This is a genomic window from Corynebacterium pseudokroppenstedtii (genome assembly GCF_019754945.1).
Lineage (GTDB): Bacteria > Actinomycetota > Actinomycetes > Mycobacteriales > Mycobacteriaceae > Corynebacterium > Corynebacterium pseudokroppenstedtii.
Genome location: NZ_JAEUWU010000003.1, coordinates 254,405 through 278,368, shown reverse-complemented (window position 1 = coordinate 278,368; position 23,964 = coordinate 254,405). Strand labels below are relative to the sequence as shown.

Genomic DNA, 23,964 nt, shown 5'->3' with positions numbered 1-23,964 from the left:
CTGGTTATAGTTATCGCCGGTCCATGCATCGCTGAAGAACAAGCGCGATCCCCAAGGCCGCGTATTGAACACCGCGTGACAGCGTGACCGCGCGTCGGACGTCGGCAATAGTTGGCGCGGGGCCCTCCCCCATGACTGGGCGCATTTCAACTCCGTAGGAGTACTGCGTGGCGCCACCCAATTGCACGCCTAAAGCACCGGCGGCGGTAGATTCCACAACTCCCGCATTAGGGCTGGGATGGTTTTGTTTCCGCCACGCCGTGATCGATCGTCGCCCGCCAACGGCGGAGTGAATGAGCGCTGTCACCCGCGCGACCGGCCAATTTGCCAGGTCGTCCAGCTTGGCAGCAGCCCACCCGAAATTCATATATCGGTCGCTCTTGTAGCCCACCATCGCGTCGAGGATGTTAATGCAGCGGTGCGCCACGACTCCGGGAGCTCCCGCCAGCGCTCCCCAGATCAGGGTTCCGACGCTGGCATCGGAGGTATTTTCGGCCAGGGACTCGACCGCAGCGCGGGCAATGCCATCGGCATCGAGTGAGTTAGGGTCGCGGGAACACAGCCACGGAACCCACTGGCGTGGCTCGTCGATAGTAGTCATGCCGGATTGGTACTGCTCCAGTGCCGTGGCAACCCGGCCTCCTGTCCGAGCAAGGCTTGTCCCGCCGAGGCTAAAGAATGTGACGACGCCGAGCACAACCGCGTGTCGTGTGGTGCGACGAGGGCCGGCGAGCGCTGTGGTGACAAGTACGGGGATACCGACTGACAACGCTTCGAAAGCGACGCCGCGTGGACGGGAATCTGCATAAATCCGCTTTTCCAGGGCTTGTGCCGCGCGCCCAAATAATGCCACGGGGTGATAGGACGCTGGGTCTCCGAGGATAGCGTCGGCAAGAAAGCCCCCGGCTAGCCCATATTGTTCCGGAGCGAGATGAAGGAAGCGATGCGCACCACGGCTTAGCATGGCGATGAATAACTATCGTCATTGTTGAGCCGACGGGGGAAAGCACCACTTGTCCTTGAAGCGGCCTCGCATACAGCATCAAGATCGTTCCCATAATCGACTAACACGGGATAGACCAGGTTGCCGCTGGAATCCTTCTTCCGCAATGACGGGCAGGCACCGGGGTAGGTGTAATAGGCGTCAGAGTTGCTCGCCAACGCTGACCGCAACTTCCCTTTCGTGTCCCCACCCGGTTGGTCGATGACGGATTGCACGATCAAGACATAATCACCGTCACACCTGACATTGCGAATGGAGCGGGTGCTTCCATTAACCGACACCGAGGTGATAGTTCCGTCGCTGTTGTTATTGTTGGAATGTTTTTCTTCTGTCCATTCAGGCACGCACCGACCAAACCGGGTCTGAAGGTTTTTAGGAACACCATCGCGCTGCATTCTTTCATCGCTGTAGCATCGGCCACCTAGATGCGAATTGGGGTTATCTTTGTCTGGCATATACGCTTCCCATTTGGACCCCGTCCAATGAAGCGGAAAAAGCCAATCCGTACCGTGCTGGTTTGCTATCGCCCAGGTGCCGTCGCACTCTAATACATCATTAAGATCGTCGTAGATCGCACCGGTTTCGTGCATATAATCAATGGTGCACCGCTCGCTTACTGACGGGCCACTTTTGCTGTCGTTATCGTCAGCCGCTTCTGCAGAGCTGGTTGTCTGATTCTCTTCAGCCGGCGAGGTCGTGGATTCTGAGGACGCCGCACCACCGTCGGCAGAAGTGTTGTTATTGGCACGGTTGTTAATGAATTGCACCGTAACTACAACGACCGCGGCGATCACAATCAGCGCCAGAATGGTCCACAAGAGGGGGATGCCACGTGAGCGTTTTTTCGGCTGCTGGGGAACCTGCTGGTTCGGGGCACCACCGTCAGCACCCCATTGATCGTTTCCGCCGTTCCATTGATTGTTTCCACTCATCGTTTTATCCTTGGTGGGCTATCACAGTGTGACTAGCACGGGGAGCTAAAGTCACCACGATCATTGAGGGGTCGTGGATACCAGTTACTTCTCGACCCCGCTTCTTGGCACATGGCGCTTCTGTCGGAGCCGAAATCTTCGTAGACGGGATAAATGTCATCGCCATTGAGCTGTCCACGTAATGACGAGCAATGCCCCGGCGTCATAAATTCAGAACCAGGGTTGGCTGCGAGTGCCCGTGAAATATCCCCGGCTGTGGCGTCTTTATTCGTATCAACGATTGAATTCTTGATAACAATATTTCTTCCGTCACACTCCGGCGACGAGGCACGCACTGTCCGGCCCGAGACGGTTACCGACGAAATATAGCCATTAGAATCGGTGTTGCTGGACGAATCTGACTGATTGCTCTTCGCGGTGTCATCGGGGCCGCATTCGGTGAATCGTGATCGTATCTCTGATGGCACCTGATCAGCATCTAACCGTGAGCTAAGGTAACAACCATATCCGCTGATTCCGGAAACTCCGTCCCGTTCATATTTGGACCAGTGGCCATTGGCCCAGTGGTAGTAACTCACGTCGTCAGTTCGGGGAACTCCGAACAACAACCAGTCCCCGTAGCAATACACCACTTCATGTTCGCCGGTCATCTGCGGAATATTTTTGCGCAAGTAGGATTCAGAGCAACGATCAGTCGCAGTTGCACCTTCATCATCAGACGCAGATTGAGATGAGGGGTTGGCGGAAGCCAACTGGTGCGGTGACTCTGACTGGCTTTCCAGTGTTCCACTACTGGCCGCTGCGACGGATTCATCCTGGCCGTTGTTCTTATCGGCATTCTTCAATGCAATCCAAATGATTGAAGCCCCAATGACAAGAGCGACCGTTATGACGGCTGCGATGCCAATGGGCATGAGGTTCCGCTTTTTTGGAGTCCCGGGCTCGTTATTTGGGGGGGTATAAAAGGATCCCCATTCGCCATCAGTTCCAGAAGTCGAATTCTCCAAACGTCGACCGGGCTCGTGATTCATGGAGAATACCCCTTTATAAAAAGTCAGCGCGTGAGCAATGGAAGGCAGTTGGTCACAAGCAGTGTACCCAGACGACCACAGCGACATAGAGTCCGGTACATGTATCAGCCAGGCTCTCTACCCCAGCCTGAGGGTGAAAATGGGGGTCTATATGACAAAAACCTCCATCCGCTGTGCGAATAGAGGTTTTTATTTTGCTGTGCGCCCTGACGGGTTCGAACCGCCGACCTGCTGGGTGTAAACCAGCTGCTCTTCCAGCTGAGCTAAAGGCGCTTAAGTGCTCATGGCTCAAGGCCTGACTGCTCTTAAGCCGTAGACAAAGCTAGCATATGCCGTACTGGAAAGAGAAAACCGCTGAAAACCGGACTTTCCGCACCGGCGAAAATCGCAAGCGAGCGCAAAAAACCAACACCGGCCTTACGTCGCAAGGCCAGCACCTGCTCTAGCTTGGGAGCCTGCGTTAATTCCCGCTTTAGTTCCGACGCACCCCACGCTGAACCAGGCAGGAACCTTGCCAGTCCCCCAGCCGCAATGCGGAGGTCTGCACCAGCCCGGCCAATTGAGCGTTCTCAGCGATATCTCCCGGCGGAACGGTGCCTGCTTGCCCTGCTCCTGGGGTCACCAACCAGATTTGGCCGTCTTCCGCTAGTGCACGTGTGGCATCTACGAGTCCATCAACGAGGTCTCCGTCGTCGTCTCGCCACCATAACAAGACGACGTCGACGATTTCGTCGGTGTCGGGGTCATCCAAGAGAGGTTCGCCTATGGCATCTTCAAGTGATTCGCTTACTGCTGAATCGCAGTCGTCATCCCACCCGAGTTCCAGGATGATGTTTCCTTTTGTCACGCCCATGCGATCAGCAAAGTCTTTGTCGCGCGTGGCCGCCTCGCCCACGGTTTGGTGCCTCCTTGACAATATGGATTGAATTATTAGCGAGGTTACCGTTTTTACGTGAAATTATCTCATCGACTCTCCCACGAAGTCCCCCAGAATCCCCCAGAATGACGCCCCTGGGATCAATAATGCTGTCACCCCCACCCAAATTGATTGGTTTCTGCTGGAAAGAGTGCTGCTGCGTAGAATCGATTCAGATAAAGATTTTGGCCATTATCCAAGAATCTTGGCCACATTCCACAAGTTCAGGAGTACACGTCGATGACTGATACCTCGCCCGATTCGTCGCGCGACAGCAATTTCGCCCTCATTCGTGATGGCGTCGCGTCCTACCTCAATGACAGCGACCCCGAAGAAACTCGTGAATGGCTTGAGTCCCTGGACGGGATGCTGGAGAACGCAGATAGTGATCGTGCGCGCTACATCATGTTGCGCATGATTGAGCGCGCAACGGCGAAACGCGTTTCCCTCCCGTCACTCACATCGACCGACTATGTCAACACTATTCCGACGACGATGGAGCCCGAGTTCCCCGGCGACGAGGACATCGAGAAGCGCTATCGCCGCTGGATCCGGTGGAATGCGGCGATCATGGTTCACCGCGCTCAGCGCCCAGGTATTGGAGTCGGGGGACACATTTCCACCTATGCCGGCGCTGCCCCCCTCTACGAAGTTGGGTTTAACCACTTCTTCAAAGGCAAGGATCATCCGGGCGGCGGGGACCAGGTATTTTTCCAGGGACATGCTTCGCCCGGAATGTACGCCCGTGCATTCCTTGAGGGCCGACTAAGCGAAGAAGACATGGACGGCTTCCGCCAGGAAGTCTCCCGCGAACACCGTGGCCTCCCCTCCTATCCTCACCCGCATGGGATGCCCAACTTCTGGGAGTTCCCGACGGTGTCCATGGGACTCGGCCCCATGGAAGCAATCTTCCAGGCGCGGTTCAACCGCTACCTCCTTAACCGTGGCATTAAGGACACATCACAGCAGCACGTGTGGGCGTTCCTCGGCGATGGCGAGATGGATGAGCCAGAATCGCGTGGCCTCCTGCAGATCGCGTCGCTCAACAACCTGGACAACCTCACCTTCGTCGTGAACTGTAACCTACAGCGTCTCGACGGCCCTGTCCGCGGTAACACGAAGATCATCCAGGAATTGGAATCCTTCTTCCGCGGAGCCGGCTGGTCCGTCATCAAGGTCGTGTGGGGACGTGAGTGGGACAAGCTCTTTGCCGCCGACAAAGAAGGCGCCCTGGTCGACCTCATGAACAACACGCATGACGGCGATTTCCAGACCTTCAAGGCCAACGACGGTGCCTACATCCGCGAGCACTTCTTCGGCCGCGATCCCCGCACCGCGAAACTCGTCGAAAATATGTCGGATGAGGACATTTGGCATCTTCGCCGCGGTGGCCACGACTACCGCAAGATTTTCGCCGCCTACCAGCGTGCTTTGGCGACGAAGGACCGGCCGACCGTCATTCTGGCCCACACGATTAAGGGCTACGGCCTGGGCCACAACTTCGAGGGCCGCAACGCCACTCACCAGATGAAGAAGCTGACCCTCGATGACCTCAAGCTCTTCCGGACGAAGCAGGACATTCCGATCTCTGATGAGGAATTAGAGAAGGATCCAAAGCTGCCTCCGTACTACAACCCCGGCCCCGACGCCCCCGAAATCAAGTACATGCTGGAGCGCAGGAAAGAGCTGGGCGGTTTCCTGCCGGAGCGACGCAACACGTTCACGCCGCTCTCGGTTCCTGGCGTGGACAAGCTCAAGCAGATGCGTAAGGATTCCGGCAAGCAGGAAGTGGCTACCACGATGGCCATTGTCCGCATCATGAAAGCGCTGATGCGTGACAAGGAAATCAAACGTCGCGTGGTGCCGATTGTTCCGGATGAGGCTCGTACATTTGGTTTGGATTCCTGGTTCCCGACGAACAAGATTTACAACCCGCATGGTCAGCGGTACACGGCTGTGGATCATGACCTGATGCTGTCTTACACCGAGGCGACCGACGGACAGATGATGCATGAGGGCATCGATGAGGCCGGATCGGTGGCGGAGTTCCAGGCGGCGGGTACGTCGTATGCCACCCATGGCGAACCGATGATTCCGCTGTACATCTTCTACTCCATGTTTGGGTTCCAGCGCACTGGTGATTCGATCTGGGCAGCCGGCGACCAAATGGCACGTGGATTCCTCATCGGGGCCACAGCCGGACGGACCACCTTGACCGGCGAAGGCCTCCAGCACATGGACGGCAACAGCTTGACACTCGCCACGACCAACCCGTCCGTCGTCTCCTACGACTGCGCGTTCTCCTACGAGTTGGCGCACATTATTCCTCGCGGAATTGAACGCATGTACGGGGATTGCCCTGGTGAAAACGTCATCTACTACCTCACCTGCTACAACGAGCCGATACACCAGCCCGCTGAGCCGGAGAACCTCGACGTCGAGGGCGTTCACAAGGGCATTTACCAGTACCAGGATGGTAAGGATGCGACCATCATGGCGTCGGGCATCGGTATGCAGGCTGCTCTGAAGGCCCGCGATATTCTTGCCGACAAGTTCGACGTCGATGCGGCTATCTACTCGGTGACGTCGTGGACGGAATTGGCTCGTGATGGTGTCCGCCATGATCGCGAACAGTTGCGTCATCCGTCGAAGGATGTGGGCACGGCCTTCCTGGAGAAGCAGCTGAGCGGCGCCCACGGGCCGTTTGTTGCTGCGTCCGATTTTGATACGACGATTGGTGAAACAATCCGCAAGTGGGTGCCCGGTGATTACACCGTGCTCGGCTGCGACGGTTTCGGGTTCTCCGATACTCGTGCCGCTGCCCGCCGGTACTTCAACACCGACGCGGAGTCGATTGTCGTCGCCGTCTTAGCTGGGTTGGCCCGGGAAGGGAAGATCGACGTCTCGGTGGCTGATCAAGCTGCGAAGGACTTCCACATCGACGACCCCACTAAGGCATAACAACCTGGGCCGGCTCTGGGTACGGCGCCGACCCGCGGGGCCCACCCGCGACACACCAATTTGTTGACAGTCCACGGGGCACGGCATCAGGCTTCACGCCTGGTAGCCTGGCCTCGTGGACGTTTTTCATGAGGTCAAAAGCATTGTGGCGAAATATGGACACGTTGACCCGGACGACATCACCCTCGACTCCACCGTGGACAGCCTTGGCCTGGATTCGCTGTCGGTGATCGATATCGGCGTGGGTATTGAGGAGCACTCAGGGCGCCAAGTGGACCAAGAACAGATCGATTCGTTCACGTCGATTAGGGACATGGTCGACTTCATGGAGCAGGATTCCTAACCGCCACGGTGTCACCCGCATCCCCGCGCAGCATCACAGGCTTGTCATGTTTGACGCACGAGCGTCGCGTCGTAGTCGTGGTCTAGATCCACGCCCGCACCGTCGTCGGCGGCGGGCACGAGTTCTGGAGCATAGTCCCAGGCCTCACCTAATGCGCTGCGGATGGCAGCGTCGATGTCCTGACGGGTTGTTGCCTCGGCAAGAATTGCGCGAAGCCGGTGCTCCGTCAGGACGACATTTCCTAATTCATCAATATCTGCAACGTGCAGCCCTAGGCTTGGCGTAAACCTCCACATGCTTTTTCCGTGTTCAATAACGCAAAAGGGCTCCCCGGTACGCAAAAGTTGGCGCACCAATTCGGCCCCACCGTTGTCGACGTAAATCATCACCGTTCTCCTTAGGTTGTCACCAAGAAGCGCGGTGAGCTGGCTTCCCCTCCAGCTCCGACAGCTTGCTTTCTCCCATATTCCGGAACAAATTCCCGACGTCGCAACCTCAAGTAGGGCTTTATCCCCCGTGTGGGTTTGCTGCATAAGCGCAGGTCATAACGCATGTTGCGCATGTTAACTAGTGTGACCGATGGTACTAGTCGGCGAGTCCCTCGTTAGCGGTCCACTCCCCTGCTCATGGCCAGTAACAACCGGTGAGTTACGCACCGTATCCGAGTTCACGGGCCTTTTCATCGTTCCATTCGCTCCACAACGGTTTAGCCCAGTCGCCGAAGTCCCGGTCGGTGAGGACCACAGCGTAGTGCTCACCTGGGACGGTCCACAGGAATGTTCCGCTTTGCCCGAAATGGCCAACGGTGTGTGAGGGCAATACGGTGCCGGTCCAGTGTTCACGGCCCGACCCTCCCCGTTCGCGCGGGAGTCCTTTCTTCCCCTTCACTTCAGGCCCCAGAGCCCACGGGCACGGTTTGAACATGCCGTAGCCGGGGACGACGCCGGCCAGATCCGGGTACCACACTTCATAGTGAGGGTCCGCCACCAGTTGGGGATTAATCATTTCCTGGGCGAACAAATCCATGTCGTGCAGTGTGGATCGCGCGCCGTGACCAGCCGATCCATAGAGTTCAGTCTGGGTCATTCCCAGGGGCTGGCACACCGCTTCTTGCAGATACTCCGGGAAGGGAATCTCGGTTTCTTTTTCGATGTAGTCCGCGAGGATATCGTAACCGGCTGACGAGTAGATGCGTCGAGTTTCCGGGGCCTTTTCAGGTTCGGTCGTGGCAAACCCGACGCCGCTAGCGTGGGCGAGCAGGTGCGCCACCGTCGCTGGGCCTACCGGTGTTGTCAGGTCGCAAACTCCCTCTTCCACGGCGACCAGCACAGCGCGGGAAGTCAGGAGTTTGGTGACGCTAGCGAGCTCAAACACTCGGGTGGGGTCCCCCGTCATCTTTCCGTCGACGGAGCTTGCGGCGTTGTTTACGGGCCAATCGTTCATCAGGTTCAACCATAGCGCGCGTGAGCATGAGCCGTCGGAGTTGACCTGCTGTCATGGTGACTGGTGCCCAATCGGGGTTATTGGGCAGCCCCCACCCTTTGAAATAGGCGACGATGGACAAGATGGAAGCAAACGACGCCGAGACCACCATGCCCACGGTTTGGAGTTGGAAGCTATTGAAGAGCACCATCATTCCGCTACCGAGAAGTGCCGACGTGGCATAGAGGGTGTTACCGCCAAAAATGGCGGGAACAACGCCGATGGTGATATCGCGGATCATCCCGCCGCCGACTGCTGTGATCATGCCAAGGAGCATTGCAGAGGGCCACAATAACCCGGCATTGAGGGCTTTTATTGTTCCGGTTACTGCCCAAACGCCAAGAACGATGCCATCACCAATTTTGAGAAGTCTGTTCCATTGTTCTCGCTCTAGCGACACTGTCATGGCGACGAGTCCGCCTGATAATGCGACGCCGAGGTAGATGGGCTCCTTTAATGCAGCAGGGAGGCCATTTTGCAGGAGCGTATCTCGGAGTAAACCGCCACCGAGGCCCGATAAGATCGCGAGGAGGCCGAATCCGATAGCGTCGAATTTTCGACGACGCGCAATGGCGCCTCCCAGGATGCCGTTGATGAAGACACCGGTTAAGTCGATAATGCGGTAGACGGAGACAATGTCCATGGTTTTTCACCAATCTGAACCATGTGAATGCGAAAAATCCCTTGCCTACGAGAATAGACAAGGGATGATGTGGGGCCAGCGGGGCTCGAACCCGCGACCAACGGATTATGAGTCCGTGGCTCTAACCTACTGAGCTATAGCCCCGTGAGGATGATAGCAAACGATCTGGAGAATACCGCTATCGCTTCACCCGTTTTCCTGCCCTACATTAGCGACACAATGAACTAACCAGGTCACGGGTAAAAATAAAAACACGGGTCATGACAAGCACAGACCCGTGGATGTGAAAAAGCTCCCCCAACTGGACTCGAACCAGTAACCCTTCGATTAACAGTCGAATGCTCTGCCAATTGAGCTATGGGGGAATCTGCGGATGACGTCCGCAACGAGATAGAACTGTACAGAGAGACCACAGCAGAGGCAAATCACTGGATTGAGCTGCGCTTATTCACGCAAACCGCTAAGCACGGTTCCATAAAGTTGCCGCCTCATCCATCCATACGACGCCCACCATAATGCGGGTACCATACCCTAAAGCCATAGAACGAAGTTAGCAAAAGTGATAAGAATAGAGTATGTCTGATCTCAACGTTTCTTTGCGCCCCAACGAAAATGGCGTCCACCTTACTAAGGTTCCATCGAGGCTGATTACCTTCTGGCAGAAAACCACGTTAGCGGTTACCGATCAGCGCATTGCTATTAACCGGCCCCGTTTACTGTTCGGTTTAATCCCCACCGGTAATCGACTCAATAACATCGAGTTGAAATCGGTATCTCATACCGAGACGAAGAAAACGTTTGATCTCACCTACTTAATTACGTCGGCGTTCCTTTTTGCCCTTAGCTTGATCTGGTTTATCAGCTCTTTTCATGCGAAGAAGCCAGGAATCGACGAATACTACAGTGATTACCCGGAGGGAAAAGTCAGTCCGCTGATTATGACTCTCTCGGTGATCTGCATGCTTATATCACTCGCTCTGGTCGCTAATTCGTATCGGTCGCGGCTTGTAGTCATCGATAACTTTGACGGTCAGGATGAAGTCGATGTCTCCGCTCTGGCGCATACAGAAGTGACTAACTTCTCCAATGGTTTCAACGAGTACGTCGGTTACAACCCACAAAACCAAGCCCCGCAGTCACAGTTCAGCGTGCCGGGACAGGGAAGGAACCAGCAACAGAACCCATCCAATTATCAGAATCCTGGAGTTGCTAACGGATACAACCAGCCGCAACAGACGCAGGGAAATTACTCAAACAACCCGGAAAATAACCAACCACGTTAGACCTAAAACTCACGTAGCATAGGTTCGGTTAGGTGCCGCTAGCTTTGTCGCAAATCTGTTAAGAAAGATTAATAAGATTTTTTAACGGCAAGTGGTCGAAGTCCAAAATCGCGAACACTACGCTATCAGGCTTCTACTGAAGGACATGTAGTTCAAATGCGGAAAAGGATTCTCCCCCTCGTCAGTGTTTCCCTGGCAGGCATAATAGCTCTCTCCGGGTGTTCATCAAACGACAAGCTCTCAAATGGGAAGTGGGAGTTTGAAACCCCTGACGACCTCGAGGACACAATAGATGCTAGTTCGATGATCCTCGACGTCAGCGACCAAAACTTCACTCTTCGAAGTGTTGATAGGTACGGCGATGTCAACGAAGACGATACAGCAACGGGTAGGGTAAATCGCCCTAAGCGAGCACTAGAAGCACATAACTATAACGGCTCCGAAGCTTTCACCGAAGCAGAAAAAGACAATGCTGGTAGCGAGAATGTTGTCGAGTATAAGTTTAAAGGAGGTACGCTCATTATCCGGTTTCTCGGGGAAGATTGGAAGGGAAAGAAAAAGTGATCTCTATTCACGCTTTGACTCGGAACACTGAGAATACTCTTCAGGCTCGTCAACATGCATGTTTTCTGTTTACGAGAAGTGTAATGCCTCACTAAGATGCGGAATTAAAGAAAACAGGTATAAAGAGTTCTCGTTAATGAAATTACACTGAGCCTGGCTACGTTTTCACCTCATAAAATTGGTGTGAGATTTTCACCTCGCAGCTGAGGGTGGAAACAATATAGGCGCTCTAGCGCCTAGTTCTTAGAATTGAAGGTGGCCACATCTTGGTCTAAACCGACAATTCGCGGGAAGGCTAGCTTTTTCGCGAAATACTAACCAACTCGAACCGTGGCGTATCAACTAGGCAATGCAACTGCACGTTTAGTTTTTCAGTTCAACCCACGGCCGCTGCGACCATATTAAATAGATCATGAGCGGCGCCAAAATCTGGCGTCGCTCATTAGACACTCTTCACCGAATTACACCGATTAGCCAAGAACACCGCACAATGTACCGATAGTCCCCCTTAAATAATCAACTAGTCGTGGGATGAATCCTTCTTTTCAGATTCGTTGGTATACCTCGAACTGAGATTCGAGTCACCATCTTCGGGGTGTTCATTCGTAAGAGTCGATTCAGATTCCTCTGAAACGGAATGGCTAGAACTCGTGCTCGAACTACTTTGTGGTGAAGATTGTCCCCATTGGTTAGGGTTACTGAATTGACCAGATCCGGCCTGCTGGTTGGCACTCTGTTCACCTCGGTTTCCACCGAAAGACTGCCCAGCATTGAACGACTGAGAACCATTCGAGTTCTGCGCACTCTGGTTGCTTGTCGAGAAACCTTGTTGCGAGCCGCCGAAGCCCTGTTGCTGACCACCGAAACCCTGCGAGGAATTAAATCCCCGCTGCTGGTTGCCGAACTGCTGAGGCTGACCACCGAAACCCTGCGAGGAATTAAATTCCCGCTGCTGGTTGCCAAACTGCTGAGGCTGACCATCAAACCCCTGAGGAGCGTTAAATCCCTGCGGCTGCCCTCCGTCGAATTGCGACTGCCCGAAGCCTGTTCCATCGGGATGAGGATGAATGTAATCGGTAAGTCGATCACTAAATTCTTTTAGTAAAGACTTCTGTATTGGAGTGATAGTAAAACAAGTCTTTTCTCCGTAATTTTCAATAAAATATATTCCTGATCGTAAGGAATTAATAATTAGTACAATAGATACCCAATAAACAAGGGCCCAAACCCCAGCACCTGCTCCGGTTAAAACAAAAGACTCAGTCGGATCAACGGACAAATAATATAGACCCGTCTCGATGAACCATATAAACCCAAAGAGTAAAAACTGTGGGAAATAAATTTTCCACGAAGCGGTAACTTCAGAAATAGAACTCAATGGAATTGATTCTTCCCGACCACCGAGAGGAATAAATCCTAAAAATGTTTTATGGTCCCTAACCACTACACGATGATTTGTCACAATCATCGTTGTGGGAAGCCAAAACAAAAGCAGGCTTGATCGGAATTTACGAGAAAAGACACGTTGCTCACCGGGGGTCAGGATTATATCACTATCAACCATATGACTAAGTATACCAACATCAGATCACGGCCACAATCATAAAAAGATAATTTCCAGATTCGTTATTGAAATGTAACGAAAATTACCCTAAAAAGGAGGTTCGTGTCTGATAAAGCTTGCTAAATCCCTACGTCTGGCAGAATGTGACGTGGTTCTTCAGAACTCCTTTTGGATTCGAATTTCATAACGATCTTTATCGCGAATAAAGATCAGTGCGACAAGAGCACCGACAGCAGCCAGAACCGCGGCAATAATCAGCACGTTATGTAACCCGTTGATGTAGGATTCCAGAGCTTTGTCGACAAACATTGGGGCATGCTGGCGAATAATCGAGAATTGCCCACTCGACGCTAAATCTACAATCTTTTGCGGAGCATCCATCGTGATAGTCGATTTATCCGGCGACAATACCGCTCCCGGTGGCAACTGAGGCACGGGCGCTGAGGCTCCCGGTGGCATCTGCTGTGCTGCACCCGCTTGCGTGTTCATCACCGATGCCGTCGGAAAGGACACCGCTTTCAACCCTGAGGACGTTGCCGCTGTAATAATCGCACCATAAATAGCCACGCCGAAACTAGTCCCCAAGGGAAAAGCTGTGTTGGCAATACCGGTAGCGGTACCTGTTTTACGCGGAGCAACAACAGAGACCGCAACGTCCATCAAGTGCGGAAGCATCAATCCGGTACCAATGCCGACCACGATGTACATCGGAATGATGTCAACCCAGCCGGAGTTAGAGTTCAACTTCAAGCCAAGGAGCAGGCCAGCTGCAATGATGATCATTCCCAAGGCCTGAATGGCAGAAACTTTGATCCTCTTACCCAGCTGTATCGCCACAGGTGAGAACAGAATAATCGGGATAGCTAGTGCCGTCGTCACGTAACCAACCTCTAAAGAGGTTAAACCGACTGCTCCCGACAGCCAGAGAATGATGTACGGCATCATCCCGAAACTAAACAATCGGGCCGCGAACGCAACGATGGTCACCGCAGAAAAGGAGGGGATAGTAAACATGCGGACATCGATCATGGCCTTGTCCCCCTTGGCCAATTGCATCCACACCAAAATAACTAACCCCGCCAGGCTTACACCAAAGCCTATAAAGACTTTGCCATCGGTCCACCCATCATCAGGGCCGGTAAGGAGAGCGTAATTCAAAGCAAAGAGGAACACAGACGCGACAATCAGGGTTAACCATGAGATCGGCGGAACCGACTCCTCAACCTCCCGGTTTTCGAGCTTCTCTACCTCCTCGGCATACCCCTCAGCCAACAGATGCGCTTTTCTCTCTTCCAAAGCCTGCTGACGCCACTGCTGTGCATCCTTCGGCACGCCGAACAACGTTCCACCAATGATCAGTAATCCAATTGGAATGTTGATCGCGAAGATCCACCGCCAGTCAAAGAATTCAATAATGGCACCACCGACAAGTGGTCCCAATGCCACTGCAGCGGCACCAGCCGCCATGAAAACAGCCACCGCACTCGTTCGCTGTTTCTCCTCACCAGGGCCGAAAACATCGGAAAGAAGGGGCAAACTGGATCCGAAGACCATGGCACCCCCAGCCCCCTGGATGGCGCGAGCCACAATCATCCAATTTTCAGCATCGGCCGTCATACATCCGACCGACGCCGCGACAAATATCAGCTGCCCCACGATGAAGATGCCTCGGCGTCCTACGAGGTCAGACAGGCTACCAACGCCCAACAACAACGCCGCGAAAGCCAGAGTGTACGCGTTGACGATCCACTGCGAGCCCGACAACGACAACTTGAGGCTTTCGCCAATGTCCGGCAATGCCACCAGGACGATCGTCATATCAAGCGTCATCATGAGCGAGGCAACAGACCCCGCTACCGTGGACCAAAACTTCGCATGAGGGTAACGACGACCAGTCGGTTTCTTCCCCGATTCGGCCTGCTTCGTTTTCGCTGCGGAGAATTTAGCCTTCGCCGTGGAGGGGTTTATTGTCTTTGCTGCGGCAGGCTTTGTCTTCACTGCAGAGGACTGTGGCCCTGTTACGTCGGCGACAGACACGTCATCACTATCGACGCCTCCGCTCACAAGGTCATCGGGGCGGGCGTCCGCGCCCCCAACTCCAGGACGTTCGAACGTATCTTCCGAGGGATGGGTATATAGGTCCTGGCCATCTGGAGTGTTATCCTCTCGGCCCGGCGCGTCGCCTGCCGCCTCGTCGCTGCCGACAACTTCGCCTTCAAGGATTTCGCCGCCATAGCCCGACGCATCCGCCGGCGATGAGGGAAACCCTGGGTACCCCGCGCCCGAGGGCACCGACTCATCCTGCCACGGGCGTTGTCCGCCACCAGTCAGCGGATGCCCCATGAAAGAAACCTCGTCTTCGGGGCGGAGAACATCGACTTCACGGCGCCGATGGCGACCACCCGACGAGGTCAATTCCTTTAAACTTGGATCGAACGTGAGAAACGGAAACGCCGGCGCGTTACGTTCTTCCGACGCGTTACGTTCTTCCGGCGTCGACACGTCATCCACGCCTGACGGATCACCCTTCAGCGGGTCATACGCACTGTCCGCACTACCAGCTCGGCCAGCAAAGCGGCTGTCCGACGCAGACGATGGCTCCTTAGAGTCCACGAAGTCCTCCCAGCGGGTAAAGCCGTCCCAGCTCTACGCAAACACAGCGCGACCACAACACACTGCTACCCCGCCACCCTCATGGCCACGAGGCAAGCGTCGCCACTAAAGAAGAGCAACCACCGCGGGTTCGCACGTGGCGACACGGAAAACGTAGAACAGAAACGCATTTAAGTTCGCTATCAACACTAGCTGCTCCTTGTTCCCCATAAATAACCGGACAACGTGTTAAACAAACATCGTGCCGACTATGGCAAGGCTTCCGAGCGGACGGTAGCCCGAGAGAGACTCGGCTGTGGCACGGAATCCCCCGCTATCCCATGGCCGGTCATCAGCGAGCGTGGTTACACTAGCCCTATGACCGATTCCTCCGCGACAAATAACCAACAATCAATTCCAACTCTGTCCACCGAGCGGTACACCCTTCCTGCGCTGGGATTTGGTACGTACCGGCTCTGGGGAAAAAGCGGTGCGCAGTCCACTGAGACTGCGCTCACGATGGGCTATCGGCTCATCGACTCTGCCTACAACTACGAAAATGAAGGCACCATCGGCGCGGGGATTCGCGCGGCCATTGATAAAGGAATTGTCTCGCGCGGCGACGTCACCGTGACCAGTAAACTTCCCGGCCGATACCACGAACATGACCAGGCACTGAGCGCCATTGAGGAATCCCTATATCGCACTGGGCTGGATTACATCGACCTGTACCTCATCCACTGGCCAAATCCGAAGCAGGGCAAATACGTTGAGGCGTGGAAAGCATTAATGGAAGCCCGGGACCGCGGACTTATCCGCAACATCGGTGTATGCAACTTCACACCGGAGCACCTGGACACCCTCGAACGGGAAACCGGCGAACTTCCCGTCATTAACCAAGTCGAGCTACACCCGTACTTCAACCAGGCTGAAACCCGCGCCTATGACGCGGAACACGGAATCATCACAGAGGCGTGGAGCCCCCTCGCCCGAGGCGCCGTCTTTGAAGAAGACACCATTGTTTCCATCGCGAAGAACCATGACGCTTCCGTCGGCCAGGTTGTTCTTGCATGGCATCGGGCAATCGGGAGCCTCGCCATTCCGAAATCCGCGTCGGAAAAACGTCAAAAAGAAAACCTCGATTCCCTACATGTCACGCTGACGAGCGATGAGATCGAGGCGATCAATGCTCTCACGAAGCCCGACGGCCGTGAGAAGGACCAAGACCCCGACGAGTACGAAGAGTTCTAATTCCAACCGAAGACACCACACGAAAGAAAACACATGCGTTTGACTACGTTCATCGCCGGTGCCACAGCGGGCTACGTCATGGGCACGAAGGCAGGTCGGAAGCGTTACGACCAGATTCGACGAGGCTATGAGGCAGCGATCAACTCCCCCGTCGCCAAATCGGCCGTCCACGCGGGGAGGAAAGCATTAGCCAACGCTCTTGACCCAGAACCGCGGATGCGTGAACTCCGGGCGCGGAACATCAGAACCCGGCACCACGACGAGGACACCACCATCTACGTCCCCGACGAGGACTGACACGACGGCGGGACACACCGCGCAGGTAACACAGGGTGGGGCGTGTACGAAATACGGTCGCAACAGATGCGTCCAGCTGGCCTCATAGAGGCCGCTGCGTCGCCTGCTTAATTAAACCGGTCCTATATTGCTCTAGTGCCACCAAATCGCCAAACAAGTTGTTGTACTCATCGTCGCTAGGCCGCAGCCGTTCCAGCGTCGACTTGAGTTCGGCAATCTGGTTGCCCACCCACACTGCCTGAAGACGGACCATCGTGCTCCGCACGAACCACTCCATGTTTTCACCCTCATAGTGGATAGGCTCCACCATGAGCTCAGTCACCATCGACTCCCCCATCGGCTGCGGAAGATTCTCAATAACCTTCGTCACCCACGAGTTCCCGCCGGACTCGACATCCGCGGCTGCGGCACACCCCCCGGCGCGACGGATCCCTTCGGATACTTCCCGATAGGTCGGGTGCCGGAAGCTCTCGGCGGGAAGAACATCAAACAGTTCAGCGGCGACAGCTGGTTCTTGCAGGGCGATCTTGAGGGCTTCGCGTTCGCCAGCGAGTTCACCATTGCGTGGATTCGGTCTGGTAAAGCGCGGCTGGTGAGAATCCTGTGGGCCCTTCGCGGCCGCGGATTTCACACTCCAGGTATTCCGCTGCTGTCGTGCCCGTCCACGCTTCATTCCCGACGCCTGTGGCTTGCGGGCAGCTCGTCGCACAGCCGCTTCGACGTCGCTCACGTCATCCCAACCAAGCCACCCAGACAGCTTCCGGGCGTACGCCTTCTGCAACGTGGTGTCTTTGACGCTCGCGACCGCGGGCGCAACAGCTTCCATGGCCTGTAAACGCCCTTCCGGTGTGTGAAGGTCAAACGAGGCAAGCGTCGTACGCACGACAAACTCCACCATCGGAATCCGGGACATCACCAAATCCCGAACTGCGGCATCACCGCCGGACAAGCGCAAGTCGCATGGGTCCTGACCATTCGGCGCGACCGAGACGAAACTTTTACCCAGAAACTCTTGATTTCCCTCGAAGGCGCGCATAGCGGCTTTCTGCCCGGCTTCATCACCGTCAAAGGTATAAATCATCTCGCCGCGAAAATGGGAATCATCCAACATGAGACGCCGCACCATCTGCAAGTGTTCCGCCCCAAATGCTGTTCCACACGCGGCGACGGCTGTGGTCACCCCAGCGGCATGCATAGCCATCACATCGGTGTAGCCCTCAACAATGACCGCCTGGTGGCGCTCGGCAATGTTCTTCTTCGCCTGGTCAATCCCGAACAGTACCTTCGACTTCTTGTACAACAAGGTCTCTGGGGTGTTCATATATTTCCCCAGCTTGTCGTCGTCGAAGAGTTTGCGAGCGCCGAAGCCAATCACATCATTCGCAGTGTTACGAATCGGCCACGTTAGGCGTCGATGAAAACGGTCGATCGGCCCACGACGTCCCTGAGAAGTTACCCCAGCGGCCTCCAACTCTTTGACATCGAAGCCCTTGCGAAGCAGGAACTTTGTCAACGTATCCCATCCGCCTGGCGCGTAGCCGCACCCGAATTGCTCCGCATGTTCCTGAGAGAACCCACGATCAAGTAAGAATTGCCGTGCCGGCGCGGCTTCATCAGTGTCCAGGTGTTCACGGTAAAACTCCTGGGTGGCTTTGTTAATCGCGACGAGCCGCTGACGAGTCCCAGGCTCCTCCCGACGCCCCGGTCCGCCACCCTGATAGTTAATGGTGTAGCCAATACGCTCCGCACACTGCTCCACAGCCTCGGGAAACGACACCTGCTCCATTTCCATGAGGAAGCTGAAAACGTCGCCACCCTTCCCCGTCGAAAAGCAGTGGTAATAGCCCTTGTTCGGGCGGACATGAAAACTGGGGGTCTTTTCGTCCTTAAAGGGCGATAGCCCCTTGAGCGAATCTGAGCCGGCGGGCTTCAGCTGCACATATTCGCCCACGACCTCCTCAATGGGCGTGCGCTCACGGATCGCATCAATGTCACTCTCCGGGATTCGTCCTCTGGCCATGGCAACTATGCTACGTCGTCATGTCAAGCCCGAGGAGTGCCGTGACCTTCGCCAGATTATGACACAATATCGACCATGCCGGATGCACCTCAGAAGAACACACAAGGCGGATCACAGAACGCTCGACGAGGGCGTCACGTGTTGTCCCTTCGTACGTTGACGTCGATTCTTGGTGCTGTAGTGGCAGGTGCAGTCGGCCTATGGGGATGGGACTCTGTCAACAACCCCAGCCACAATGGAACACAAAGCAGTGAGTCATCGAGCGGGTCGTCGAGTAGTGGCTCGTCGCATAGTCGAGGATCAAACGACTCGTCGCAAAAGGGTTCCTCACACGGTATCCCAGCGTGCAACGCGAAACAGTTGCCTGATCAGGCGCGCGTGGTCGTCGACGATATTAAGTCCGGTGGTCCATTTGATTACCCGCAGAAGGATGGATCCCACTTCGGAAATTACGAGAACACACTCCCCCATAAGAAGAGTAACTACTACCGCGAATACACCGTCGACGAGGATAAAACGGATCACAGTCGTGGGCCTGCCAGGATCATTACGGGTGGTTCGACCGCCACGCACCCCGATGTGTGGTACTACACCAGCGACCACTACTCATCATTCTGTGAGATGCAAGAAAACTGACTCCGCGTTAACTCCACCCTGCTGACCAATCCCGAGCCGATCTATCCAATCGCTCAAGCCGCGATTCCGTCATCGAAGCCAACTGGTCAACAACGACGCGCAACCGCTCAGCATCCGTCGAGGCGTCACGCCACCAGCCCTGATACAGAGGATCCAAGCTTGTCGGCGCACCGGCATACAGGTAATCCTTCACACGGAATAGCCGATCACGCTGACGCTCCTGATTCTTCTGATGCAAAGACTGATCCATCACATAGAGCACCGCCACCGACTTCAACAACGTGATTTCTGCCACAATATCGGGTGGCACAACCAAATCGTTGGAAAACCTCCCCGCCGCCATCTCCTCTGTCCACGCCGACTCGTTCCCGTTCGTTATCTCACGTCGAGTAGCAGCGACCGTCGCAGAAATATAGCGGCCCACCAGCTGCGATGTCATCGCCTTCAAAGACACCGACGCGGCCAATGTTCCGTCATAATCGGCAGCTTCGGCAATCACCGGCAGCTGGCGCAACCGATCAGCAGCATCGACGAGCTCATCGGGATCGCCACCAAAAACCCCCGCACCCTCATCCGCCAACTCCGCAATCTCAACCAAATCCCACAACACGTTGAGGCTGACGCGGCCGGACAACACGGCGTCCTCCACGTCATGTACCGAGTACGCGATGTCGTCGCTGACATCCATAATCTGGGCTTCCAGGCACTTCCTGCCCTCGGGAGCACCACGACGGATCCACTCCAACAATGGAGCATCCTCGTCATAGGCCGAATACTTCTTCCTCGCCACCCCTTGAGGGCTCGATGCCGTCCACGGATACTTACACGTCGCATCCAACGACGCACGCGTCAAATTCAACCCAACACTCACCGGATGACCGTCGCGAACATCGCATACTTTCGCTTCCAGACGGCTCAAAATACGCAATGTCTGAGCATTCCCCTCAAACCCTCCACAATCCTGCGCTAGCTCATCCAAAGCCCGCTCCCCGTTGTGACCATAGGGCGGATGGCCAATGTCATGACTAAGCCCCGCTAACTCGGCTAAATCAGTATCCACCCCCAGCCCGGCCGCAATACCCCGACTGATCTGAGCCACCTCAAGACTGTGGGTCAAACGGGTCCGCGGCGTATCCCCCGTCTGCGGAGTGACCACCTGCGTCTTATCCGCTAACCGACGCAACGCAGCGGAATGCAGCACCCGGGCACGATCCCGATCGAAATCGTCCCGCATTTCCGGCGTCGAACCCGCCAGTTGGGCCCCCTTCGGCCCCTCCACCACACGACGCTCATGATCCTGCTCTGAATACGGGTACACCATCCGCAATCTCATACCCGCTATTGTCGCACTACACGCCGCAAAAAATTAGAGGCGCGCCTACCTCAACAAATCCTCAACATTCTGCTCCGAGATCACATTGGACCGATGCGTCGCCTGATAAAAAATCAAACCACCGGTCTCATGCAGAATCCCCGAAAACTGCGCGTCGCGCGACCACACCGACGGCCCGTGACGAGTCGACACAGAATGCGTCGTAAACCCTTGATCCCGAACCATCGTGCGCGCACGCAACGCGTGCCACGGATCGGTCACCACCACGGCCGAAGACCAATGACGATTCTCATTGTGCGAATAGGCCGCAAGTGCCCGCGCCGATGTCAACGTATCCGAGCCATCGCTAATGGGAACAATTGCCGACGACGGCACACCCAGCCCCTCTAGGTACTTCTTGCCAGCCTCAGCCTCGGTGTATTGGTCCCCCTCCTGCTTACCACCCAAGGTCGCGATCACGGGAGCAGTGCCCTCCTGATACATGGTGGCAGCTTTGTCTAGGCGCGCAGCAAACCATTCACTCGGCGTCCCGTTATACTGTGCCGCCCCCATCACCACGATCACATCAGAGGGAGTGTCGTCATCATGACGGGCAAACTGCCAAATCCTCAACGCTGTGCCACAGACCAACACAGCGGTGATCAATACGGCACCAACCACCACACGCCAGAGAGTCCGGCCCAACCAACGCCCCACACGTCCTCCATCCACGACCGTCAGGTACAGCCCGCTAACCTACACCCATACACACGCGTGTAGGCAAACACTCCACAGTTTTCTCTATTCTTTAGATCATGGCAGTCATCCGGAACGACCACGACACCACTGAGCACACCACACCAGGCGCCCATTCGGCGAAGGCCACGCACAGACGTGGTGTGCGGCTCACTGCAACTGCAGCTGCGCTCACACTCACGGGAGGGGTACTCCTGAGCAGCGCACCCCTGCCCGCAGCCTCAGCTCAGGCGGCACATACCGCGCAGACCAGCGTCGTCGCCCAAAGTGGCTCCACAGGGTCAAACACTGACACTAGCGGTTCCAGTGTGGCCACACGCGAACGCATCAATGACAGCGTCGGAGCTCTCACCGACAGCCAGAAGAAAGACCTGACCGACAAAATCAAGAAGCTACAAGTCGACGATGACATCGCCATGACTGTCTACATCGTCAACAGCTTCGGCACTATGTCTGGGAAAGAATGGGCGCACGACCGCTACCAAGAAAACCCGCAGTCCAATGTGCTTATCGTGGCTTTTGACGTCACTAAGCGCACGCAAGGGGTGTACGGGGGGCGCAACGTCGGTAATTCTGTGACAAAGAAAACGTATGAGGCCGCCAAGGAACCCCTCGCTGAGGATAATCCGGACTGGAATACCGTCATCACCGACAAGATCGACGCCGCGAAGGACGCGAATGATAATTCGGCGGCGCTCTTTTGGCTGGGTGGTGGTGCTATCGCCATCATCGCAGCAGGGGGTGGTGTGTGGTACATGAACCGGCGGCGCACCAAGAAGCAGCAGGAAACGATGGTCAAAGATGCTCAAACCATTAATCCGGATGACACGACGTCGCTCAACGAATTGCCGTATTCCGTGCTCGAAGAACGCGCACAGGAAGAACTCACGAGTACGGACGCGTCGATTCGAACAGCCGATGATGAACTCCGGCTGGCCATTGCGGAATTCGGAGAAGACCGGGCACGGCCCTTCATGCGAGCCATGGATCACTCAAAGCGGACCCTGGAAAGGGCGTTCCAGCTGCGCAGCAAAATTGATTCAGGAACGGTGCGTTCCGAAGAAGAGCGCAAGGCCATGCTTGTAGATATCGTGAGCTCATGTGGGCAAGCTGACCGTGGCCTTGATAAGCAATCGGACGAGTTCGCTCGCCTTCGCGGACTGCTCATCGATTCAGACCGACGGCTCGACGAACTTACCCAGCGCATTGTGTCTCTTCGTGCCCGGCTTCCCCAGGCGTCATCAACGCTGAGCGAGCTGCGCACAAAGTACGCGTCCGATGCCTTGGCATCCATCGCTGACAATGTCGATATTGCCACCGAGCACCTGGATAACGCCGAGCGAGCCGTCGATAACGGCCGGGCCCTCACCCACCAGCCCGCTGGTGAACAGGGCGGGCTCGTGGAGTATATCCGCACCGCAGAAATGACCACCGGCCAAGCCGACGACCTCCTCACAGATATCGAGCAGGCCGACGAGCGCATCGCCGAGGCCCGAAGCAATATTCGCTCCCTCATTGACGAGATCACTGACGAACTCACCGAGGCTGGAAAACTTCGCGCGCGGGCAAGCACTCAAGGGTCACAGTTCGACTTCGACGAGATGGACGCCATTGCGACCGAAGCGTGGGATGCAGTCGAAGAAGCGCGCGCTATCGAGGCGCCGAAGAGCACGTCATCGACGTTACAGGGCGCGTCGACAACGGCGCCCGCTACGACAGATAAGGATGACACCGAAAGCGGATCAACCAGCGCTCAGGACAAAGAGCTAACACGTCCCGGTGATGACCCTCTGGCGATGTACAAACGGTTGCTGGAGGCGGATGAAAAACTCGACGCGCTGCTTGAACAAGCGCGTGACTCCGATCGCGACCGCAACCGGGCACTTCGTGTGTTCGACCGAACCCGCGATGATGCCGTCGCACAAATTGAGGCAGCGGATAGCTTGATCTCGACCCGCGGTCAGGCTGTCGGCTCACAGGCACGGACTCTGCTCTCTGACGCGCAACGACAATTAAGCCACGCCCAGTCTCTGCGGACCACTGACACGCGGCGTGCGATCTCAGAGGCGCGCCACGCTGGCGAATTAGGCAGGCGAGCCGAACAAGCAGCCCGAAATGACATCGACGACTTCACCCGACGCAATCAGAGTTACTTCGGCGGAGGCGGCAACGGTGGCGCCTTCATCGCCGGAATGTTGATCTCATCCCTCTTCCACGGCGGTGGCCACTACGGAGGGTACGGAAACTACGGCGGCGGATTCGGCGATGGGTTCGGCGACGACTTTGGTGGCTTCGGCGGATTCGGCGACGGTGGCTTCAGCGACGGAGGCAGTGGATTCGACGGAACATTCTAACGCGCCCGGCGATTCTCGGTGGCC

At 55.8% G+C, this 23,964-nt stretch carries 20 protein-coding genes and 3 tRNA genes; 8 read left to right on the top strand and 15 right to left on the bottom strand.

Going from position 1 to position 23,964, the window contains the following annotated elements:
• Positions 1-10: 10 nt before the first annotated feature.
• From JMN36_RS06450 to JMN36_RS06430, 5 genes are all read right to left on the bottom strand, one after another.
• Positions 11-964, bottom strand: a complete 954-nt coding sequence (locus tag JMN36_RS06450) for a CobD/CbiB family cobalamin biosynthesis protein (protein ID WP_221924037.1) — start codon at positions 962-964, stop codon at positions 11-13.
• Entirely contained in the window at positions 958-1,935 is a 978-nt protein-coding gene (locus JMN36_RS06445; protein ID WP_221924036.1) for a hypothetical protein, read from the bottom strand. Before JMN36_RS06445 ends, JMN36_RS06450 begins: the two co-directional genes overlap by 7 nt.
• A 32-nt stretch (positions 1,936-1,967) precedes the next feature.
• On the bottom strand, positions 1,968-2,966 hold the full coding sequence (locus tag JMN36_RS06440) for a hypothetical protein (protein WP_221924035.1): 999 nt from the start codon (positions 2,964-2,966) through the stop codon (positions 1,968-1,970).
• A 200-nt stretch (positions 2,967-3,166) separates the two neighbouring features.
• Positions 3,167-3,239 (bottom strand) — tRNA-Val (locus JMN36_RS06435).
• Between the two features lie 199 nt (positions 3,240-3,438).
• Positions 3,439-3,819 carry a DUF3052 domain-containing protein gene (locus tag JMN36_RS06430; protein ID WP_082089925.1) on the bottom strand — a complete coding sequence of 127 codons (381 nt, stop codon included), beginning with the start codon at positions 3,817-3,819 and terminating at the stop codon, positions 3,439-3,441.
• A gap of 303 nt (positions 3,820-4,122) precedes the next feature.
• Here JMN36_RS06430 and aceE point away from each other — a divergent pair, with 303 nt between their 5' ends.
• Together aceE and JMN36_RS06420 are read left to right on the top strand one after the other, a co-directional pair.
• Complete coding sequence (gene aceE / locus JMN36_RS06425; protein WP_204088291.1) at positions 4,123-6,843, top strand: pyruvate dehydrogenase (acetyl-transferring), homodimeric type; 2,721 nt, start codon at positions 4,123-4,125, stop codon at positions 6,841-6,843.
• 115 nt (positions 6,844-6,958) lie between these two features.
• Positions 6,959-7,186, top strand: a complete 228-nt coding sequence (locus JMN36_RS06420; RefSeq protein ID WP_046203045.1) for an acyl carrier protein — start codon at positions 6,959-6,961, stop codon at positions 7,184-7,186.
• 44 nt (positions 7,187-7,230) lie between these two features.
• Here the strand turns inward: JMN36_RS06420 and JMN36_RS06415 are convergent, their stop codons facing one another.
• The 5 genes from JMN36_RS06415 to JMN36_RS06395 all read right to left on the bottom strand — a co-directional run bounded on the left by JMN36_RS06415 (position 7,231) and on the right by JMN36_RS06395 (position 9,676).
• The gene (locus JMN36_RS06415; RefSeq protein ID WP_221924034.1) at positions 7,231-7,719 is read right to left on the bottom strand and encodes a DUF3145 family protein; all 489 of its coding nucleotides are present in this window, start codon (positions 7,717-7,719) and stop codon (positions 7,231-7,233) included.
• Positions 7,720-7,834: 115 nt separating this feature from the next.
• Positions 7,835-8,629, bottom strand: a complete 795-nt coding sequence (locus JMN36_RS06410) for a serine hydrolase domain-containing protein (protein ID WP_221924033.1) — start codon at positions 8,627-8,629, stop codon at positions 7,835-7,837.
• On the bottom strand, positions 8,553-9,311 hold the full coding sequence (locus JMN36_RS06405) for a trimeric intracellular cation channel family protein (RefSeq protein ID WP_221924032.1): 759 nt from the start codon (positions 9,309-9,311) through the stop codon (positions 8,553-8,555). Before JMN36_RS06405 ends, JMN36_RS06410 begins: the two co-directional genes overlap by 77 nt.
• A 70-nt stretch (positions 9,312-9,381) precedes the next feature.
• Positions 9,382-9,455 (bottom strand) — tRNA-Ile (locus JMN36_RS06400).
• A gap of 148 nt (positions 9,456-9,603) precedes the next feature.
• Positions 9,604-9,676, bottom strand: a tRNA-Asn gene (locus JMN36_RS06395).
• Between the two features lie 210 nt (positions 9,677-9,886).
• Here JMN36_RS06395 and JMN36_RS06390 point away from each other — a divergent pair.
• A complete protein-coding gene (locus JMN36_RS06390) occupies positions 9,887-10,594 on the top strand; it encodes a hypothetical protein (RefSeq protein ID WP_204581985.1) in 708 nt (235 codons plus the stop codon).
• Between the two features lie 156 nt (positions 10,595-10,750).
• Positions 10,751-11,158 carry a hypothetical protein gene (locus tag JMN36_RS06385; protein ID WP_204581986.1) on the top strand — a complete coding sequence of 136 codons (408 nt, stop codon included), beginning with the start codon at positions 10,751-10,753 and terminating at the stop codon, positions 11,156-11,158.
• A 520-nt stretch (positions 11,159-11,678) separates the two neighbouring features.
• Here JMN36_RS06385 and JMN36_RS06380 read toward each other — a convergent pair.
• Together JMN36_RS06380 and JMN36_RS06375 are read right to left on the bottom strand one after the other, a co-directional pair.
• Positions 11,679-12,722, bottom strand: a complete 1,044-nt coding sequence (locus JMN36_RS06380; RefSeq protein ID WP_221924031.1) for a hypothetical protein — start codon at positions 12,720-12,722, stop codon at positions 11,679-11,681.
• 156 nt (positions 12,723-12,878) lie between these two features.
• Complete coding sequence (locus JMN36_RS06375; RefSeq protein WP_236881637.1) at positions 12,879-15,335, bottom strand: MFS transporter; 2,457 nt, start codon at positions 15,333-15,335, stop codon at positions 12,879-12,881.
• A 357-nt stretch (positions 15,336-15,692) separates the two neighbouring features.
• On the opposite strand from JMN36_RS06375, the gene JMN36_RS06370 reads away from it, so the two are divergent.
• Positions 15,693-16,565 carry an aldo/keto reductase gene (locus JMN36_RS06370; RefSeq protein WP_236881636.1) on the top strand — a complete coding sequence of 291 codons (873 nt, stop codon included), beginning with the start codon at positions 15,693-15,695 and terminating at the stop codon, positions 16,563-16,565.
• A 39-nt stretch (positions 16,566-16,604) separates the two neighbouring features.
• Positions 16,605-16,862, top strand: a complete 258-nt coding sequence (locus JMN36_RS06365; RefSeq protein ID WP_204583077.1) for a hypothetical protein — start codon at positions 16,605-16,607, stop codon at positions 16,860-16,862.
• Between the two features lie 82 nt (positions 16,863-16,944).
• Here JMN36_RS06365 and dnaG read toward each other — a convergent pair whose 3' ends face one another.
• Positions 16,945-18,882: a DNA primase gene (gene dnaG, locus JMN36_RS06360; protein WP_204581988.1), complete on the bottom strand. Its 1,938-nt coding sequence runs from the start codon at positions 18,880-18,882 to the stop codon at positions 16,945-16,947.
• Positions 18,883-18,957: 75 nt separating this feature from the next.
• On the opposite strand from dnaG, the gene JMN36_RS06355 reads away from it, so the two are divergent.
• Positions 18,958-19,518 carry a guanyl-specific ribonuclease gene (locus tag JMN36_RS06355; RefSeq protein ID WP_204581989.1) on the top strand — a complete coding sequence of 187 codons (561 nt, stop codon included), beginning with the start codon at positions 18,958-18,960 and terminating at the stop codon, positions 19,516-19,518.
• Between the two features lie 7 nt (positions 19,519-19,525).
• Here the strand turns inward: JMN36_RS06355 and JMN36_RS06350 are convergent, their stop codons facing one another.
• Together JMN36_RS06350 and JMN36_RS06345 are read right to left on the bottom strand one after the other, a co-directional pair.
• Positions 19,526-20,836, bottom strand: coding sequence for a deoxyguanosinetriphosphate triphosphohydrolase (locus tag JMN36_RS06350; protein ID WP_204583078.1), 1,311 nt, complete (start codon positions 20,834-20,836; stop codon positions 19,526-19,528).
• Between the two features lie 60 nt (positions 20,837-20,896).
• Complete coding sequence (locus tag JMN36_RS06345) at positions 20,897-21,547, bottom strand: YdcF family protein (protein WP_204581990.1); 651 nt, start codon at positions 21,545-21,547, stop codon at positions 20,897-20,899.
• A 98-nt stretch (positions 21,548-21,645) separates the two neighbouring features.
• Here JMN36_RS06345 and JMN36_RS06340 point away from each other — a divergent pair, with 98 nt between their 5' ends.
• On the top strand, positions 21,646-23,940 hold the full coding sequence (locus tag JMN36_RS06340) for a TPM domain-containing protein (RefSeq protein ID WP_221924030.1): 2,295 nt from the start codon (positions 21,646-21,648) through the stop codon (positions 23,938-23,940).
• The last annotated feature ends 24 nt before the right edge of the window (positions 23,941-23,964 follow it).